16 protein-coding genes are annotated in these 18,081 nt (G+C 44.2%); 11 read left to right on the top strand and 5 right to left on the bottom strand.

Translation table 11 applies throughout. The features are described from left to right. The first annotated feature begins 164 nt into the window (after positions 1-164). The 4 genes from FN831_RS21005 (at position 165) to FN831_RS20990 (ending at position 5,084) form a co-directional block, all read left to right on the top strand. The gene (locus tag FN831_RS21005) at positions 165-527 is read left to right on the top strand and encodes a hypothetical protein (RefSeq protein WP_142530157.1); all 363 of its coding nucleotides are present in this window, start codon (positions 165-167) and stop codon (positions 525-527) included. A 32-nt stretch (positions 528-559) separates the two neighbouring features. Beyond that, the gene (locus FN831_RS21000) at positions 560-1,321 is read left to right on the top strand and encodes a DUF72 domain-containing protein (RefSeq protein WP_142530156.1); all 762 of its coding nucleotides are present in this window, start codon (positions 560-562) and stop codon (positions 1,319-1,321) included. Positions 1,322-1,876: 555 nt separating this feature from the next. After that, the gene (locus tag FN831_RS20995) at positions 1,877-4,333 is read left to right on the top strand and encodes a TonB-dependent receptor (RefSeq protein WP_142530155.1); all 2,457 of its coding nucleotides are present in this window, start codon (positions 1,877-1,879) and stop codon (positions 4,331-4,333) included. Positions 4,334-4,376: 43 nt separating this feature from the next. Next, positions 4,377-5,084: a DUF4198 domain-containing protein gene (locus tag FN831_RS20990; RefSeq protein ID WP_142530154.1), complete on the top strand. Its 708-nt coding sequence runs from the start codon at positions 4,377-4,379 to the stop codon at positions 5,082-5,084. A gap of 140 nt (positions 5,085-5,224) precedes the next feature. Here the strand turns inward: FN831_RS20990 and FN831_RS20985 are convergent, their stop codons facing one another. From FN831_RS20985 to FN831_RS20965, 5 genes are all read right to left on the bottom strand, one after another. After that, a complete protein-coding gene (locus FN831_RS20985; RefSeq protein WP_142530153.1) occupies positions 5,225-5,845 on the bottom strand; it encodes an O-methyltransferase in 621 nt (206 codons plus the stop codon). A 12-nt stretch (positions 5,846-5,857) separates the two neighbouring features. Then, a complete protein-coding gene (locus FN831_RS20980; protein ID WP_142530152.1) occupies positions 5,858-6,151 on the bottom strand; it encodes a DUF3861 domain-containing protein in 294 nt (97 codons plus the stop codon). Between the two features lie 101 nt (positions 6,152-6,252). Then, entirely contained in the window at positions 6,253-6,717 is a 465-nt protein-coding gene (locus FN831_RS20975; protein WP_142530151.1) for a hypothetical protein, read from the bottom strand. A 111-nt stretch (positions 6,718-6,828) separates the two neighbouring features. Continuing rightward, complete coding sequence (locus FN831_RS20970; RefSeq protein WP_142530150.1) at positions 6,829-7,416, bottom strand: GIN domain-containing protein; 588 nt, start codon at positions 7,414-7,416, stop codon at positions 6,829-6,831. Positions 7,417-7,585: 169 nt separating this feature from the next. After that, positions 7,586-8,038, bottom strand: a complete 453-nt coding sequence (locus tag FN831_RS20965; RefSeq protein WP_142530149.1) for a hypothetical protein — start codon at positions 8,036-8,038, stop codon at positions 7,586-7,588. 591 nt (positions 8,039-8,629) lie between these two features. On the opposite strand from FN831_RS20965, the gene FN831_RS20960 reads away from it, so the two are divergent. The 7 genes from FN831_RS20960 (at position 8,630) to FN831_RS20930 (ending at position 18,061) form a co-directional block, all read left to right on the top strand. Further along, positions 8,630-12,046, top strand: coding sequence for a SusC/RagA family TonB-linked outer membrane protein (locus tag FN831_RS20960; protein ID WP_142530148.1), 3,417 nt, complete (start codon positions 8,630-8,632; stop codon positions 12,044-12,046). Between the two features lie 33 nt (positions 12,047-12,079). Then, complete coding sequence (locus FN831_RS20955; protein WP_142530147.1) at positions 12,080-13,678, top strand: SusD/RagB family nutrient-binding outer membrane lipoprotein; 1,599 nt, start codon at positions 12,080-12,082, stop codon at positions 13,676-13,678. A gap of 233 nt (positions 13,679-13,911) precedes the next feature. After that, positions 13,912-15,729: a c-type cytochrome gene (locus FN831_RS20950; RefSeq protein WP_221931374.1), complete on the top strand. Its 1,818-nt coding sequence runs from the start codon at positions 13,912-13,914 to the stop codon at positions 15,727-15,729. A gap of 8 nt (positions 15,730-15,737) precedes the next feature. Further along, a complete protein-coding gene (locus FN831_RS20945; RefSeq protein WP_142530146.1) occupies positions 15,738-16,664 on the top strand; it encodes an SMP-30/gluconolactonase/LRE family protein in 927 nt (308 codons plus the stop codon). A gap of 30 nt (positions 16,665-16,694) precedes the next feature. Beyond that, on the top strand, positions 16,695-17,162 hold the full coding sequence (locus FN831_RS20940; protein ID WP_142530145.1) for a RidA family protein: 468 nt from the start codon (positions 16,695-16,697) through the stop codon (positions 17,160-17,162). Between the two features lie 28 nt (positions 17,163-17,190). Then, positions 17,191-17,586, top strand: coding sequence for a c-type cytochrome (locus FN831_RS20935; RefSeq protein ID WP_142530144.1), 396 nt, complete (start codon positions 17,191-17,193; stop codon positions 17,584-17,586). Positions 17,587-17,770: 184 nt separating this feature from the next. Next, the gene (locus FN831_RS20930) at positions 17,771-18,061 is read left to right on the top strand and encodes a hypothetical protein (RefSeq protein ID WP_142530143.1); all 291 of its coding nucleotides are present in this window, start codon (positions 17,771-17,773) and stop codon (positions 18,059-18,061) included. The last annotated feature ends 20 nt before the right edge of the window (positions 18,062-18,081 follow it).

Genomic DNA, 18,081 nt, shown 5'->3' with positions numbered 1-18,081 from the left:
TCCTTCCCTGGTTCCCGAAAGTAATGTGTTCACAGGCATTTGAGTGTTTTTCTTTTGCATGGTATGGTACTGCAAATATAGTTTTTTGGCAGCTTGCATATAGACGGACTGATCCCCCTAATAGGGGATTGTAAGCCTGGACCCACTTCTGTTCTTTTGTACCGATGACCATAGCTTACTTTTTTCTTTCCCCAAATACAGGATTACAGCGTTTGATCCAATCGATCTTACCTGAATTAGAGAGCAATACCCACAGTTTTAAAGTAGTGGCCATGTGTTTTTTTAATGAGAATGCGATTGCGCTCAGTATGGATAACGAAATCGGGCAGCGCCTTGCGCAGCTGTCGCGAGAGAAGAATATTGTGCTGATGAAGGCCGAAAAATCGACAGGATTTGCATATCAGCCTTTACCTAAACCAACAGAATGCGTTGTCACCACGATTTTGGATGGTGCGGAGATTGGCTGCTTTCCGGATTTTTATGCTGCTCTGGGAGAGGACAGGCCAGAGCGTTTTATCTCGCTGTAAAACAATTTTTTCTGTGATGAGTTTATAGGGCTATGGAAGAAATATCTGTCCCCGGTTACTTTTCAGGTACAAGCGGTTTATTGTTGCCTGTACGGAACAAGCTTTTTTATCCGCCTGAATTTCAGGATAAAAGCAGGCTGTGCTTTTATGGCTCACTGATGAACAGTATCGAGGTGAACAGTTCTTTTTATAAAATTCCGATGGCATCTACGGTACAGCGCTGGGCGGCTGAGGTGCCGGTCGATTTCAGGTTCAGCTATAAACTTTTTAAAGAGATTACCCACAACAAAGGGCTTGCTTTTGATCCTGAGCTGATCAAAAAGTTCATGAACGTGATCGCTGCTGCGGGAGATAAAAAAGGCTGCCTGCTGGTTCAGCTCCCTCCCAGCGTACGGATCGGTAACCTAAAACAGCTGATGTTGCTTACGGAAATCCTGCGTGAAAATGATCCTGCTGAAGAATGGAAAATCGCCGTAGAGTTCAGGCATGTTTCCCTGTACCATGAGGATGTGTACGGCATGCTGGAAAATCAGCGCATGGCGATGGTGATCCAGGATAAACCGCCGGCTGTTACGCCGATGCTGGAATCTGATCTTGCTTTTGTGTATTTACGTTTTCATGGTCCGGACGGGAGCTACAGGGGGAGCTATGAGACAGATCTCCTGGCAGAATATGCCGGTTATATTAACGACTGGCTGGCTGAGGGGAAAACAGTTTACACTTATTTTAACAATACGATGGGAGAGGCAGTCGCGAACCTGAATACTTTGAAAGAGCTCATAAAGCCACTTTAATAAAATTAAGAACACTTAAAGTAAAATTAATTTGCAAAATTTATTGTTTTAGAAATACATTTTGTAAATTATAAGGTTTAGTTTACCATAACAAGAAAGGATTTGATGTAAGGTTCAAGCAATATTCAAATCGGCCACAGATATCAGTAGATTGATCATCAAACTAATATTTTTCTGAAAGACCAGCCGGGAGCCAGGCTACCGGTTCTTTCTTATAAAGAAAATGAAATTATAACAGAAATGAATCAATTCATTTGTTTTCTAAGGGCTTGGATCCGGGGAGAGGAGGCTGAGCTGCACATTGATAAAATATTCCACTTTGGATGGCTCGATGTAGGTGCTATGCTGGTTATATTCAGCCTGATTCTCGTTATTTTATTGAGATAGTTAAATCTTAGTTTGGATTTATTCTAAATAACGCTTTTCTTTGCGGTATGAAAATCCATTTAGCTCCTCCCTGAAAGATAGGATTTAAGAAAGCCGGTGCTCGTCGCCAAACATCACACCGGCCCATGATAATTCATCTTTCAATCAATTAATCATTCAAACAAAATTATGAATTCTTTATTACTATGCAGTAATAGATCTATCTTATTCTATCTCAAAAAACCAAGCCTTACCCTTGCCTCTCTTTTCCTGCTGTGCCTTTCTTCACCCGCATTCGCACAGTCCTCTGATAACCAAACGGCTGCCGGCAGCCAGGAGCAATCAGTTAAGCTGGCGCAATCCATTAACATACAGCAAAGCGGCAGTATCAGAGGTACTGTAACTACTTCTGACGGACAGCCGGCAGAATTTGTAACAATTGGCTTAAAAGGCGCCTCCAAAAGTACTGCTGTTGACAAGAAAGGGAACTACCAGATCAACCGGGTCCTGCCGGGTAACTATACGCTGACCACCCGGTATGTAGGGCTGGTCCCACAAAGCAAAACAGTTGAACTGAAAGCCGGTGAAACCCTTGTGGTTGATTTTGTGCTCTCAGAAAACCATGAGCAGCTGAAAGAAGTTGTGATAGGCGGCGACAAGCCGAATAAGTTTGCCGGTAAAAAAAGCGAGTATGTTGCGCGCATGCCCCTGTCTAACCTCGAAAATCCGCAGGTGTACTCTGTGGTGAGCAAGGAACTGATGCAGGAACAAATGGTTGTGGATTATAAAGACGCGCTCTGGAATTCGCCCGGTGTAGTACCCGGAGTAACCCCTGCAGGGACGATCGGTGTATACCTGCGTGGTTTTAGTGTAAGTACATCGGTGAGGAACGGGATGGCCGCACAGGCATGGTCTTCTGTTGATCCGATCAATATTGAACGTGCAGAAATAATCAAAGGGCCATCGGGCACTTTATTTGGTTCCAGTATTGTTTCCTTCGGGGGACTGATCAACCAGGTGACGAAAAAACCTTTCGATACCTTTAAGGGCGAGATCTCCAGTACCGTGGGCAGCTACAATTTAAGCAGGGTCACAGCAGATATCAACAGTCCGCTCAATGCAGATAAAAGCGTTTTACTGCGCGTAAATACGGCTTATCACAATGAAGGCAGTTTCCAGAATATCGGTCATAACCGCAGCTTTACTTTTGCACCAAGCTTATCCTACAAAGTAGATGACCGTTTGACATTATTATTTGATGCGGAGATTTTTACGCAGAACAAAACCCAGAATCCCTATCCTACATTCAATGCGGGACTGTTCACGAGCCTGAAGGATGTTCCGCTTGATTATCGTACCAGTTACGGCGGTGAGAATATAGACGCCCGCTTAAGTTCAAGGAACTTTTACACACAGGGCGATTATAAAATATCCGACAACTGGAAATCTACTACCCAGGTTGCCTACAGTAATAACCACGTAGAACGAAGCCTGCAGATGTACCCGGTATACCTGACGGCAACAAGCGTGGCACGCAGTATCCTGGATTTCGGGCCGCGTGATTTCAACTCGATCGACTTCCAGCAGAACTTTACCGGAGATTTTAAATTAGGGTCACTGCGTAACCGTCTGGTTGCCGGCCTGGATGTTTTCACATATGACGGCAAACAGCGTTACTCCAACCAGATCGCTTATGATGTTATTCCTGATATCACCAAGCCCTTTGCGGCGGTAGACCTGCCAAAATACAATCTGCTGGCTGCCAATGGTACTTACAGTTCAGTATCTGCAAAACAAGATATTTACAGTGCCTATGCCTCAGACGTGCTCAATATTACCGATAAGCTGGAGGCGATGATGAGCTTGCGTGTAGACCGTTTTAAGAATAAACCAACCCTGACCAATGGTGTTGCTGCTAAAAATAATTACAACCAGACCGCTCTGTCGCCCAAATTTGGATTGGTGTACCAGCTGGTAAAAGACCAGCTAAGTTTGTTTGCCAATTACATGAACGGATTTTCCAATGTAGGGCCGGTTACCCAGCCTGATGGCAGCAGCGAAGTATTTAAACCACGGCAGGCGAACCAGTTTGAGGGCGGTATCAAGGCTGAGGCTTTTGAACACCGTTTATCAGCATCGGTAAGCTTTTATGATATCCGTGTGAGCAATGCAACTTATACTGAACTACGCAATAACCTGAATTTTACGGTACAGAACGGTACCCAGCGGAGCAGGGGATTTGAGGCAGAACTGATCGCCAATCCTGTTAATGGCCTTAATATCGTTGCAGGTTATGCCTATAATGAGAATAAGACCACAAAAGGAACAGCTGCGCTGATTGGTAAACTGGTACAGGCAGCTCCGCAAAATGTTGCAAATTTCTGGGTAAGCTATAAGTTCTCGGAATACATCAAAAATGTGGGACTGGGCTTTGGCGGTAACTATGTAGACAAATCCTATTTTGATGCACTCAATACGCTGAAAATTCCGTCTTATCTGCTGCTGAATGCTTCCGTGTTCTATGATCAGCCTAAATGGCGCTTTGGCTTGAAAGGCAACAACCTTGGTAATGAACATTACTGGAATTATGCCGCTGCTTATCAGATGACACGTCAGTACCTGGGCAGCATTACATTTAAGTTTTAGATGAGTCTACGAGAAAAACTCATATCAATCAATTAAATTAAACATGAGAAAGACAATACTAACACTTCTAATGGCCTTAAGCGCTGTTATCGTATCTGCGCATTCACTTTGGATCGAGACTTCTGCAACAGGAAAAGCCGGTCAGGCACAAGCTGTAAACCTGTTTTATGGCGAATATGGTCAGAATGAAAAGGACGAACTGAGCAAATGGTTTGCTAACCTGCCTGATCTGACACTGTGGTTAACCGCGCCGGATGGAAAAAAAGAGAAGCTGGTGCTTACTAAAACTGCTAATTCACTGCAGTCTTCATTTACTCCTGAGCGTGAAGGTGCATATACACTAACTGTAAGCCATAAGGGCAATACATTGAGTGGTACTTATCTGCTTGAGTTTTTAGCAAGCGCAAGTGTAAGGGTTGGTAAGGCAGGCCTTGCTGCAGAACCTGCGGCCAATACCAGCGAACTGAAAGTGCTGCCGCTGGGCGATGCAACAGTAAATAAACCTGTTACAGTGAAGGTTTGGCTGAAAGGTGCTGCCAAAGCGGATTTAACTGTACTGTTGTTTTCTCCGGCAAAATGGAGCCAGGAATTAAAAACGGATGCTGAAGGTAATGTTACTTTTACACCGCTATGGCCTGGCCAATATTTGGTTGAAGCAACTTCGTCCAGCCCGGAAGCAGGTGAGTTCAACGGCAATAAATATACAGGCCTCTGGCAGGGTGCTACCTATAGATTTGAAGTTGGCCGTTAATTTTGAATCTTTACGATGAAAAGCAGAGGCTGTATCATGATCAGCCTCTTTTTCGCTATTTTTACTAGTACCCCCTAAGGGAGCACTTGCAAATATTCCATTCTCTGAGGTTCAATATCATCAATGATACAATCTCTTTTTTATTTTAGATAGGCAATGAATGCCCGTTTCTCAAAAATATGCGCAGTTGTAAATTCATCTTTTAAACCAAGTATGTGCTCCACAAATGGTTGTGTGTCCGGTTTGTCGGCATTATCTGCAAAGATCACAGATCCCTTGATTAGTTTTGGGCGCAGCAGGTTAAAAACCGGAAGATAAAGTTCTTTGGCGCCATCGAGGAACAGGAAATCAACCGGCCCCTTCAGGGACGCGAGGGTTTGTGTGGCATCGCCTTGCAAAATGGTTACATATTCAGCCAGGCCCACATCTTCCAGATTTTTGCGCGCGCCGGCAACTTTGGTGGGCTCTATATCAGTACTGACAACGGCTCCTCCATTGTTTTTTGCGGCTGCTGCCAGATAAATAGTAGAGATTCCAAAAGAACAGCCAAATTCTACAATGTTTTTTGCTTCCGAAACTGTAGCTAAAAAGTTCAGCAGATAACCTTCTTCAGGATTTACAGCCATATAAGCAGTGTCCCATGAGCGTTCAAAGCCGGGTGTGTTTTTTGCAATCCGGCGCTGGATACTGTCGGCTGTTGCTTTTTCGTGCAGTATATCCAAAATTTCAGATACCCGCTTGTCAGTTAATGTATTTATCATATGGATTGCCTGCTACAAACTCTTCAGTTTCTTCATAAAGTCACCAAAAACAGTATTCAGTTCTTCAAAGAGGGGGTGGTTACGGTTCTTCAGTTTAACTTCGGCAAATAATTTAAGGCCAAGGGCAAATTGTACGGCTTGTGAAGGATCATTAAATGGGTTCTTCGCTTCGATCCTTTCTATGATACTGAATATCTCATCATGATTATCAAAGTCGAACTCCAGTTCTCTGGCTGGTAAGGTCTCGCCATTAGCGTACTGCTTTAATTTTAAGGCTAAATGATATTTATTGGTTTTCTTTTCCATGCTTAAAGGTAGGAAAGGGAGAATAAACCATTTCGCAGAATCGTCGTTATACCCCAAAGCATCGACCGAAAGTTCAAATCTGTCTATGACCCTAATTGCATTTACTCCGCTTTTTCGAAGGTAAACTGCGGATGTTCATAATCGATAGGCGTGTTCCTGGTAAAGAAGGTCATGTTCATATAGATCTCCATTGAACCAACGCCCATAATCAGCTTTTTATCCTTTTTGAGCAAAGCGATAGGAATCCTGTACCATTTTTCTACGCCGTAACTCTGGTAATGAAAGGTGCCCATCAGTGTATCTCCCTTTACCACACCATTGACGTCGCCTGAATCTTTAAACACGCCGCGGTGATTGATTTCGAATTGCCCTTCAAATACCTTATCAGTTAAATCGATGCTGAGCTTTGCCGTATCGGATTTGTTCACCGCATGATAAACCACTTTTTGCTGATGATCACCAGCAGCCTCATTGCTGCATGACGATAACATGAACAGCAATACAAGTAAGTGTAAGATTGGAGTTTCTTTAACAAGGGCAGGGGACTCAACTGATATCCGGATCATTAGGCAAATTTAGATAAATGTGCTTGCATAATCGATATAGCTGTAACATAAAAAAAGATACCGGCAGAATACAGGTATCTTCTTTCACAATCGTAATGTTATTGCCTGCTTTTATTTGGCATTCAAGGCAACAGCTACTTTCAAGATTCTTGCATTTTCTGACTCTGTTGCTGCTAATTTGGCAGTATCCATTTTGGCAACATCGGCAGTTTCATAAACGTGTTTGCCTGTTTCACCAATCAGCTGCAGGTTTGCACGGTCGTTAACTACGGTATAGATACTTTCAGTACTTGCTTTTACACGTGCAGTAGCATCATCTTTAAGTATTACCTGCAGGTTTACCAGATTAAATTTTCCCAGTGTTTTAACTTCCGAAGTACCTGAGGCATCAATGCGGTATGGGTTTTTTACATAAACTGTTACCGTTACAGGATTGCTTTGGCTGGAGCTGATCGTAAGTGCATTGCCAAGTTGTGTTACTGATACGTTTTTCAGATCAAGAGAATCCATTGTTATAAATTCTTTTGCGCTTTGTACCAGGATCACTTTGGTATTGCCGTTAACAATTATTTTTTTGATTTCTTTTGGGGCATGTCCCATATCTACTGTTGCGGTTGCTGCAGAAACGTTTAGCGCAAATACTGATACTAATAAAATGATAGCTAATGATTTTAATCCGTTGTTGAATAGAGTTTTCATATCTTTTGAGTTTGAGGGTTTTTGTAAATAACTATTTCTTAATTGTTTGTATATAAGACGTCGTCACCCCTCAAACGTTTCAGCGCTTTTGTGGCTTTTATACCATGTTACTGTAACACCCGACCAACTCCTGCAATCTTTCGACCAACGGGCGTAATAAATTTTGTAACTAATCTTTTTTTACAAAAACAAAGCGGCCTTTTTCAAAATCTATGGGTACATTTTTAGTAAAGTAGGTACGTCCCCAGGCAAATTCACGCTGTCCTACGCCCATCTGTAGTTGCCCGCCTGTTTTTAACAGGGCTATCGGATTTCTCTGCCACTGCCCGTTTTGTCCTTTGTAGTGATAATCTGCAAACAGCGTATCACCTCTGAACAATCCTTTGAATGTGCCCTGCTGTCTGATCCCATTGCTGTATTTAAATCTCAGGTTACCTTCAACCTTTGGCCCTTTTTTAATAAGGGACAGCCAGGCGGTGTCTTGCTCATAAACTGCCAGGTATTTTGCAGAGGGAACAGCTGCCAGCGCATCATAGTTATCAAGTTCGTTGCCGGTATTCTGGCCGCAGCCGCAAAAGAAGCCGAGCGCAACTGCGTAGCTTAACAATAGTACTTTTCTCATATCTGTATGATTTTTTAATCATGATGATCCGGCAGGAAAAATTCCATAATCACCTTGAGAAGGTTCTTAGAATAATGAGCTTGTGAAAACAGAGAAGTTTACGATTTTTACCTTCTTTTACCTGTAATATGATTTCCGGCTGGTATTATCGTGTATTTTGTTACATATAATATGTAAAAACAGGTCTAAATAAGCTGTATTACTGGTTTTTTCAATAGAAATATCCTGATTTAGTTAGTCTGAAACGCAATTTTGTGTGTCTTTAATGCGAACCTCTCACAAAATGAATAGCATAACCAGAAAATGTCTGCTTAATTTCTTTTTTTTATTTTGAATCTGAATTCTTAACTCTTTTTTAAAGGGTTAATTCAGTTAAAAGGTTGAATCGGGGAGCGCATCTTGTTCAGAAGATGAAATAATTATTTAATAATTAACCAAAATCCAGACGCCTATGCAATGAGAAAACGACATAAAAAAAGTTGAATGTGGTACCAGCACATCCAACCTGTAAATTCTGAGCTGTGCTCAGCTAAATCCTGCAAACCTTCCTTGTATGGAAGGCTATCTTTTAACAAAATTTATCGCAAATATATGACAAATAAAATATTGTCAAGCCGGTTTTCGCTGAAAAATCTGGCGGGAATTATATTGACTATCCTCCTGTTCCAATATTCACTGGTTGCCAGGGCAGAACGTGCAGATAAGCGTGGCCTTGATACCAGGATCACCCTCAAAGTAACCAACATGCCTGTGGCCGACGTATTGAAAAAGATCAACCAGATGGTAAAGATCGATTTCGCCTATGGCTCAGACGCACTGGGCGACAATAAAAAAGTTAGCCTTAATGTGAAAGAAGAAAAACTTTCTGATGTGCTCAGGAAAATATTAAATCCATTTCATATGGAATATTATTACTCAAAAGACCTGATCCTGATACAGGCCATCCGCGAAGATGAAAAACATCCCATGAAGGATATTACCGCCAATAAACAAAGCCAGGTTTCCGGTACCGTATCAGATGCGAAAGGTATTGCGCTTCCGGGCGTGAGCGTAAAACTGAAGAACGGAAAGGCTGATGCCAGTACGAATGCTGAGGGGAAGTACTCAATATCGCTGCCGGATGGCACTGGCGATTTGATTTTCAGCTCTATTGGTTTTATTACGCAGGAAGTACCTGTGAGCGGACGGAGTATCATCAATGTGATGCTGAAAGAAGAGTCCCAGGCTTTGAGCGAGGTGGTAGTTACCGCACTGGGAATAGCAAGGGAGAAAAAAGCGCTTGCCTATTCTGTAACGGAGGTAAAAGGCGATGAGTTTACAAAAGCCCGTGAGAACAATTTAGGAAATGCACTTGCAGGACGTGTAGCCGGGGTAAATGCCACCAGTACGGCAACCGGCGCAGGTGGTTCCAGCCGCGTGATCATCAGGGGTAACGGATCGCTGAGTGGTGAAAACCAGCCTTTATATATAGTAAACGGTGTGCCCATGACCAACAGTACACCCAGTACTCCCGGAACTTACGGCGGTGTGGACAGGGGCGATGGATTAAATAGTATCAACCCTGATGATATTGAATCGATATCGGTATTAAAAGGCGGAACGGCTGCGGCTTTATATGGCTCCAGGGCGGCCAACGGGGTGATTCTGATTACAACAAAAACAGGGAAGGGACAACGCGGGCTTGGTGTAGAATACAATACTACCTATACAATGGAGACCCCGCTGTCTACGCCCGACTGGCAGTATGAATACGGATCGGGCGACCGCGGCCTGAAACCTACCTCTAAATCAGAGGCTATTGCCAATGGAAGGATCTCCTGGGGCGCTAAACTGGACGGGTCATCGGTAGTAAATACTGATGGGATAGCCCGTCCCTATGTTGCACAAAAAAATAATATCCAGAATTTTTATGATACAGGAAGCACTTTTTCCAATACGCTGGCTTTAACCGGAGGCAACGAAACTTCAAATTTTCGTTTCTCGGCCTCCAATATGGACAACCACGGGATTGTGCCAAACTCTTCGCTCAACCGTAAAACATTCAACCTGAGTGCCAGTGCCAACCTTTCCAAAAAGATCATCTTTGAAGGTAATGTGCAGTTCAACATCGAGAAAAACAAAAACCGCAGTTACATTGCCGATTTTACGAAAAACCCGAATGCTTCGGTAGGCCTGATCGCCACCAGTCTGGATGTCCGTACGCTGGCGCCAGGCTATGATGCCCAGGGTTTTGAAGTACCATGGAACGACTATGTATTTGTGGTAAACCCATACTTTGCCATTAATAAGGTGCAGAATGAAGATGAAAGAAAAAGATTTATCGGCTCTTTCAGCACCCGTTACAATATTACCGACTACCTCTACGCCCGTGGCCGGCTGGGGATCGACTACTTTAATACCAATGGTTTTGATATCAATCCCAGTGGGATCTTAACGGATACACGGGGGAGCATGACTACCGACCGCAACAGTACCTATGAAACCAATGCCGAGGCATTGCTGGGTTTTGATAAGACCTTTGGCAAATTCTCTGTAAACGCATTGCTTGGCGGTAACCAGATGCACTCACAGGTAAGAGCGGGTACTTTATCGAGCGGACTGTTCAATGTTCCCTTTACCTATTTTATCGGAAACGGCAGCAGCCAGACTTTTACGGATACTTTCAGCGAATCTGCGATCAATTCCTTCTTTTCATCTGCAGATATCGGGTTTAACAACTACCTCTACCTAAATTTAACCGGTCGTAAGGATTGGTTCTCCACCTTGTCCATGAGCAATAACAGCCTGTTTTATCCATCAGCAGGTGTGAGTTTTATTCTTTCAAATGCCTGGGCCTCCAAACCTTCATGGTTGTCTTATGCAAAGATCCGCAGTTCATGGGCGCAGGTAGGAGGCGGGGCACCAAATCCCTATTCCCTGGCATTAACTTATACTGCACAATCGGTAACGCACCTGGGGCAACCTTTGCTGGCCATTACCGGCAGCAATATTCCGAGTGAGCTGAAACCTTATACCTCAACTACTACAGAGGCCGGAATCGAAACCAGAATGTTCAATAACCGTTTCGGGGTTGATTTAACCGTGTACGACCGTACCACAACAAACGATATCGTCAATGCTGCGGTTGCAGTGTCTTCCAGTTTTAACAGTGTATCGCTGAATGTTGGAAAAATGCGAAACAGGGGCGTAGAGCTTTTGCTGACGGGCACACCGCTGCGTTCTTCAAATGGCATCAACTGGGACGTAAGTTTCAATATGGCCTATAATGATAATAAGGTGCTGAACATCGCCGAAGGTTTAGATAAACTGGCACTGCCGGGTGCCAGTCCGCGTACAGAAAATGCTTATGTGTATCATTATGAAGGTCAGTCTTTTGGGATGATTGCCGGAAATAAAGCCAAAACCGATGCCAATGGAAATGTGATTTACAACAGTGCCAACGGCATCCCTTTACAAAGTGAGATTGTGCCGCTCGGAAAAGGAGTGCCGCCATTGACCATGGGTATCTCCAATACTTTCAGCTACAAAAACCTTTCGCTCGGATTTCTGATCGATGGCAAGTTTGGTGCAAAAATGTATACCTCAACCAATGCGTACGGAACGTATTACGGACTGGACAAAAGGACGGCTGCCAATGGCGTGCGTGAATCCGGCATTACGGTAACAGGTGTGGACGAAACCGGGGCTCCGTTTAGCAAGGTAGTTTCTGCGCAGGACTATTACCAGGGCATCGCCTACACGCTAACCGACCAGTTTGTGTATGATGCCAGCTTTATCAAGTTACGCCAGATTACCCTTGGTTATTCTGTGCCGAAAAAGCTGCTGGCAAAAACACCGGTTCAGTCGGCAACCCTTTCACTTGTTGCCCGTAACCTGCTGCTGATTTACAGCAAGGTGCCAAATGTAGACCCTGAGTCTACCTACAACAACTCCAATGCACAGGGACTGGAGAACTTTGGTGTTCCTACTACGCGCAGTTATGGTTTAAATCTTTCAGTGAAATTCTAATCAACTCATGTAAAACCAATTTTAGCATTAATTATGACAAACTCTAAATATATAAAATGGAATTTTCCGGCTAAAGTGCTGAGGCTTGCATTGGTGGCAGTTGTTCTTTTATCATCGTGCGACAAAGGCTTTGAGGAGATGAATACCAATCCGAATGCTTTTACAGAACCGGTGATCACCAGTTTGTTCTCCTACAACATTATCAAAACTGCAGGTGATGGTGATGGCAATACGCTGTATCCAAATGATAAGCTGGCAGGGGCGATGATGCAGCTTTTTGCCTCCCTCAATCCCTATCAGTGGACGGGAGATAAATACCTGGCCAAAGCAGGATACTCTGATGCCCTGTTTGGTACTGCCTACGGGGTTGAGCTGAAAGAGAACTCGCAGATTATTTCGCTTACAAAAGATAAACCTGATATGATAAACCTTTATCATATTGCGCAGATCTGGAGGGTATACATCCTGCACCGTGTAACGGATATGTATGGTGATATGCCTTATACCGAAGCAGGCCTGGGATATGTGAACGGCATCTACAAACCCAAATACGACAAGCAGTCTGATATCTATCCGGCCATGCTTAAGCAGCTGGAAACCTCTGCACTGGCACTGGACGCCTCTAAAGCATCTTATGGCGCTGCCGATTATATCTACAATGGTACAACTTCCAAATGGAAAACTTTTGCCTATTCGCTGATGCTCCGCCTGGGGATGCGGCTCACCAAGGTTGATCCTGCTTTAGCTCAAACCTGGGTCAAGAAAGCCATAGCCGGTGGCGTGATGCAGAGCAATGCTGATATAGCAAAACTGAACCATACCGATGGGACGGAGCTTAATTTCTACTGGGATGGCCGTGAGCTGCGCGGTGGAGAGGGCGTGCCGCCATCAGCAAAAGGAACGGGATACGGGAAAATGGCGCAGACTTTTGTAAACCACCTAAAAAATACGAACGATCCGAGATTACCATTTTATATTACTTTATGGCCGGGAAATGCTGATCCTACACAATTGCCAACCAGTACAATTGCAGCAAACCAGAAGGGCTTGCCAAACGGGTACGATTATACCTCGATCAAAACGATCATCCCCGGATGGACAGATGAGATGCTGGCAGAATACTCGGAAATCAACCTGAACACCATCGGCAATAATGCCACACCAAGCATATTTATCAGTTACAATGAAGTAGAACTGTATCTGGCCGAAGCGTCGCTGCGCGGCTGGGGAACCGGGGATGCCAAAACACATTATGATAATGCAGTAAGGGCATCGATGGAAATAGAAACCATTTATCCAGGCGGCAGCAGTATTTCTTCTGCGGCGATCAATGCTTACCTGACGGCCAACCCTTACACAGGCGGTACTTTTGACGCGCAGATGAAACAGATCCATACGCAGTTCTGGGCTTCGCAGTTTATGAACAATATGGAAATTTATGCCAACTGGAGACGGACGGGCTATCCCGTGCTGGTGCCTACCAATTATCCCGGCAATCAAACCGGTGGACAGATACCAAGACGGCTGCCTTACCCGCAATCTGAAGCAAGCCTGAATGCCGATAACTATAAAGCTGCCGTGGCCACCCAGGGCCCGGATTTATGGACAACCAGAATGTGGTGGGATAAATAAGCCCTAATTAAGACTGGTTATTTTTTAGGTTTTTCATTAGTCTGATTGCCCTTATCAGGTGTCTTACCCTGTAAACTTGCCGAAAAAGCACGTTTACAGGGTTTTTTTATAACTTTTTAGTTAGGAAGCGGGATTGATAGTTAAAAATGGCAGAGGAAATAACTAATTATTGTAAATTCAACCAATTTCCTGATGCTTTTTTAGGATATTGCTAAAGATTAACCGATTTACTAATGAACCACAAACACACCGCGCTCAAAGTGAGGGCTTTTTTTACGTCCCTTATTCCTTTCCGTATACCAAAGGTTTACCTGGTAGGATTTTGGCTTTTCCTGATCGTAATGGGTTTTGCCCAATACAAACCCAATACCGGCCTGCCACCTGCAGATCCGGGAAATGGTGGGCTGGCTTTGCCGGGGGGATTCCGTGCAGTAGTGGTGGTAGACAGTTTACCCGGTCAGGCACGGCATATCGCTGTGAACGACAATGGTGATATCTATGTTAAAGCAAGAAACCATAACAGGAACGATGGATATGGCAACATCGCCCTGCGCGATACCAATAATGATGGCAAGGCCGATATTATCCAGCCTTTTGGCAAATATGAAGGCCGCAGCTACGGAACAGCCATGCGTATCCACAACGGGTATTTGTATTACAGCTCTGAACTTGTTGTTTACCGTAATAAACTGACACCGGGACAGCTGGTGCCGGACAGTAAGATGGATACGATTGTAATTGACAATCCGCCATATCATGAACATCAGACCAAGCCTGTGGCTTTTGACGACAGTGGCCATATCTATGTAGGATGGGGCGCAGGATCAAATGCCAGTCAGGTAGCCAACAGAAGGCCCGGCTCTCCGGGAACGGGTACGCCCGATTCGGAAACTGACCCGAGCCCTTTTCTGGTGGACCACGGCGGTATCTGGATGTTTGATGAGAATAAACTGAACCAGAAACAGGAAGACGGTGTGAAATTTGCAACAGGCCTGCGGAGCATCGTAGCGCTGGAATGGGACCATAACAGCAAATCTTTGTACACCATTAACCATGGCCGTGACGACCTGCGAATGTTATGGCCTGCAATATATACGCCATGGGAAAGCGCACTGCTTCCTGCCGAGGAGTTTTTCAAGGTAAAACAGGGACTGAACGGAGGCTGGCCATATTATTATTATGACCAGATTAAAAAGAAAAAAATCCTGAACCCTGAATATGGAGGTGATAAGGTTAAAGAAGGTAATGGCGCTAAACTGACGCAGCCGCTGATCGGTTTCCCGGGGCACTTTGCACCCAACGACCTGATGTTTTACAAGGGCAACCAGTTTCCTGCAAGATATAAAAATGGAGCATTTATGGCTTTTCACGGCGCAACCAACCGTGCCCCGTATCCTCAGGCAGGATATATCATCGCATTTGTACCTTTCAAAAATGGTGTCCCTTCCGGCCCATGGGAAGTGTTTGCGGATGGATTTGCCGGTGTTGACCCAATCGTAAACGTAAGTAATGCCGTGTACCGCCCAATGGGACTTGCTGAAGGCCCGGATGGTTCGCTCTACGTCAGCGATACTGAAAAGGGAAAGATCTGGAGGATCATGTTTAAAGGGAACAAACAGACTTTTGGCCCTTTGCAGTTGGCTGCGATGGCGAAACGTAAGGTAACAAGATCCAATATCAAAACACCAAATGAAATCACGGATGATCTGGACAGGGGCAAGCTCCTTGCTGCGGCAAAAGTGTATACTACCTATTGCAGTCCATGCCACCAGCGTGACGGTAAGGGTGACGGTAACCGCTATCCTCCGGTTGCAGGATCTGAATGGGTAAATGGCGACAAAACAAAACTGATCAATGTAATCCTTAACGGGCTGCAGGGGCCGGTACAGGTAAAAGGCTTACCATACAATGAAGTGATGCCTGCACACGGTACTTTCCTCAAAGATGAGGAGATTGCACAGGTAGTTACCTATATTAAAAGTAATTTCGGAAACACTCCCGGTGTAGTTACTGCCGCTGAGGTTGCTGAAGCAAGAAAAACAAAACCATAAATAATATAATGCTAAAAAAGAACAGTTTCACGTACAAATGCGCTCCAACATTGTCAGTTGTCTCTCTTTGCCTGGCTTTCACACTAAGTGCGAATGCCCAGGGCGGATTGTTTAAATCCTCGGTATTGACGCCTCCAAATAGTTTTACAATTGGTGCAGAAGGACCCGCCGTTGATAAAAAAGGGAATTTGTATGCTGTAAATTATGACCACGACGGGACGATCGGTATCATTACTCCTAAAGGCAAGGCAAGCATTTTTCTTGAATTACCAAAAGGAAGTATGGGCAATGGTATACGCTTTGACAGTCATGGCAATATGCTTATTGCTGATTATACCGGTCATAATGTCCTTAAAGTGGATATGGCCACAAAAGCAATCAGTGTTTTTGCACATGAGGGCAGCATGAACCAGCCTAACGATATCGCTATAGATGACAAAGACCGTTTATACGCAAGCGATCCAAACTGGAAAGCAGGAACAGGACGTGTGTGGCGTGTGGATACTGACGGCAAGTTCAGCCTGTTGTACACTGCTCCGGGTACAGTAAACGGTATCGACGTTAGTCCGGATAATAAGACCTTATACGTAAACGAACTGCTGAAAATCTGGGCCTTTGATCTTTCTCCTGAAGGGGCAATCAGCAACAAACGCCTGGTAATTGAATTCACTGATTTTGGAATGGATGGACTGCGTGTTGATGTGGATGGCAACATCTACCAGGCACGTTATGGAAAAGGGGTGGTAGCTAAAGTTTCTCCGCAGGGCAAGCTGCTGCAGGAGATTGTACTGAAAGGTAAAAAGCCTACCAATGTAGCCTTTGGCGGTAAGGACGGGCGCACGATGTACGTAACACTCCAGGATGAGAAGAATATCGAGACCTTCAGGGTGGATAAACCCGGCCGTGAGTGGTTGAGAACAAAGAATAGTAAATAGAATTAATATTACCATTAAACCTTAAATCAAATGAGTACAGAAAGAAGATCTGCCCTGAAAAAATTATTATTATCTGCTGTTGGTGTAACAGGATTTGGATTATTTGCAAATGCAGCTACTAAAGATGCTGCACCTGAAAAGGAAGCTGGCAACATCACTAAAATGGATGATGTTCCATTGTTTTCTGGCCACACTAAATTAGGCAACATGATTTTTATTGCCGGTAAAGGTGCCCACGTTGCTCCCTTTACTATTGAAGCACACACTGATATCGTATTGAAAGAACTGGAGGCTGAGCTGATCAAAGCGGGTTCATCGATGGAAAAAGTGGTAAAAGTGAGTGTATTCCTCAATGATATCGCTGACTATAAGGGAATGAACGAAGTTTATAAAGGCCGTTTTGGAAAGAAACCTCCGGTACGTACAACGATAGCTGTTGCTAAAGGTGGTGTTCCGGGAGATTCTCTTGTAGAGATGGACTGTATCGCTTATATCTAGTCGTATTTTGAATTCTATCAAATTTGTCATGAAGCTAAAGCTTATTTTTTCTGGTTGTCTTTTTATTGCGGTACTGGGCAGTAATGATTCGGCCTTTTGCCAAACCAAAAAAGTCGTAAAAACTGTTACCAAAGTTAGCAAGGTCACTTTCAGCAAAGCCGATGTTGCAGCTGGTCAGCTGCTGATCAGTAAAACTGACTGTGTGGGCTGCCATAGTGTGCAAAACAAAATGGTTGGGCCTGCTTATGTAACGATTGCTCAAACATACCCCATGACTGAAGCTAATGTTACAACATTATCTCAGAAAATCATCAGCGGTGGCAGCGGGAAATGGGGACAGGTGCCAATGACACCACATCCGGGAATCACCGCTCCGGATGCAAAGAAGATGGTGAAATACATTCTTTCTTTAAACACAAAGTAATATCAGGCGGTCTCACCGCTCTTTAAAAGGCCAGTACCATTTCCGGTACTGGCCTTTTGTGTTGTAAAAAAAGATCATTCCCAAATGATCTTTCCTGTTTTTCTTCTCGTATTACCTTTCAGGGCCTGTCATATGCGCAGCCCCTGCATCCTATAAAATCGTTTTACTCTTTATCAGTCAGAATATGATGGAAAGCATAGCAGTAAAGTCCCGGAAAGTAAATGGTTCCATCACAAGGAAGGTTATTGAACTGCATAACATCGGTTATGTTTTTGATTTTTTGATGCTGGATCAGCAGGAACTGATCTGCCTGCAGGATAACAAACACTTTCAGAAAGAAAATGTAAATGTCAAAGTAATGGGACAAGGGTACGACCTGTTTAGTCATTCGTTTAAATACATCCACACCATCGAAACCAGTTGTGGCAAACGGGGTTTGCTGCTGGCAGAGAAAGTGTATACCTGGCTGACCTGAGCATCTCTGTACCATTTCGG

This window comes from Pedobacter westerhofensis (assembly GCF_900182595.1).
Lineage (GTDB): Bacteria > Bacteroidota > Bacteroidia > Sphingobacteriales > Sphingobacteriaceae > Pedobacter > Pedobacter westerhofensis.
This window is presented reverse-complemented; position numbering and strand designations above follow the sequence as displayed.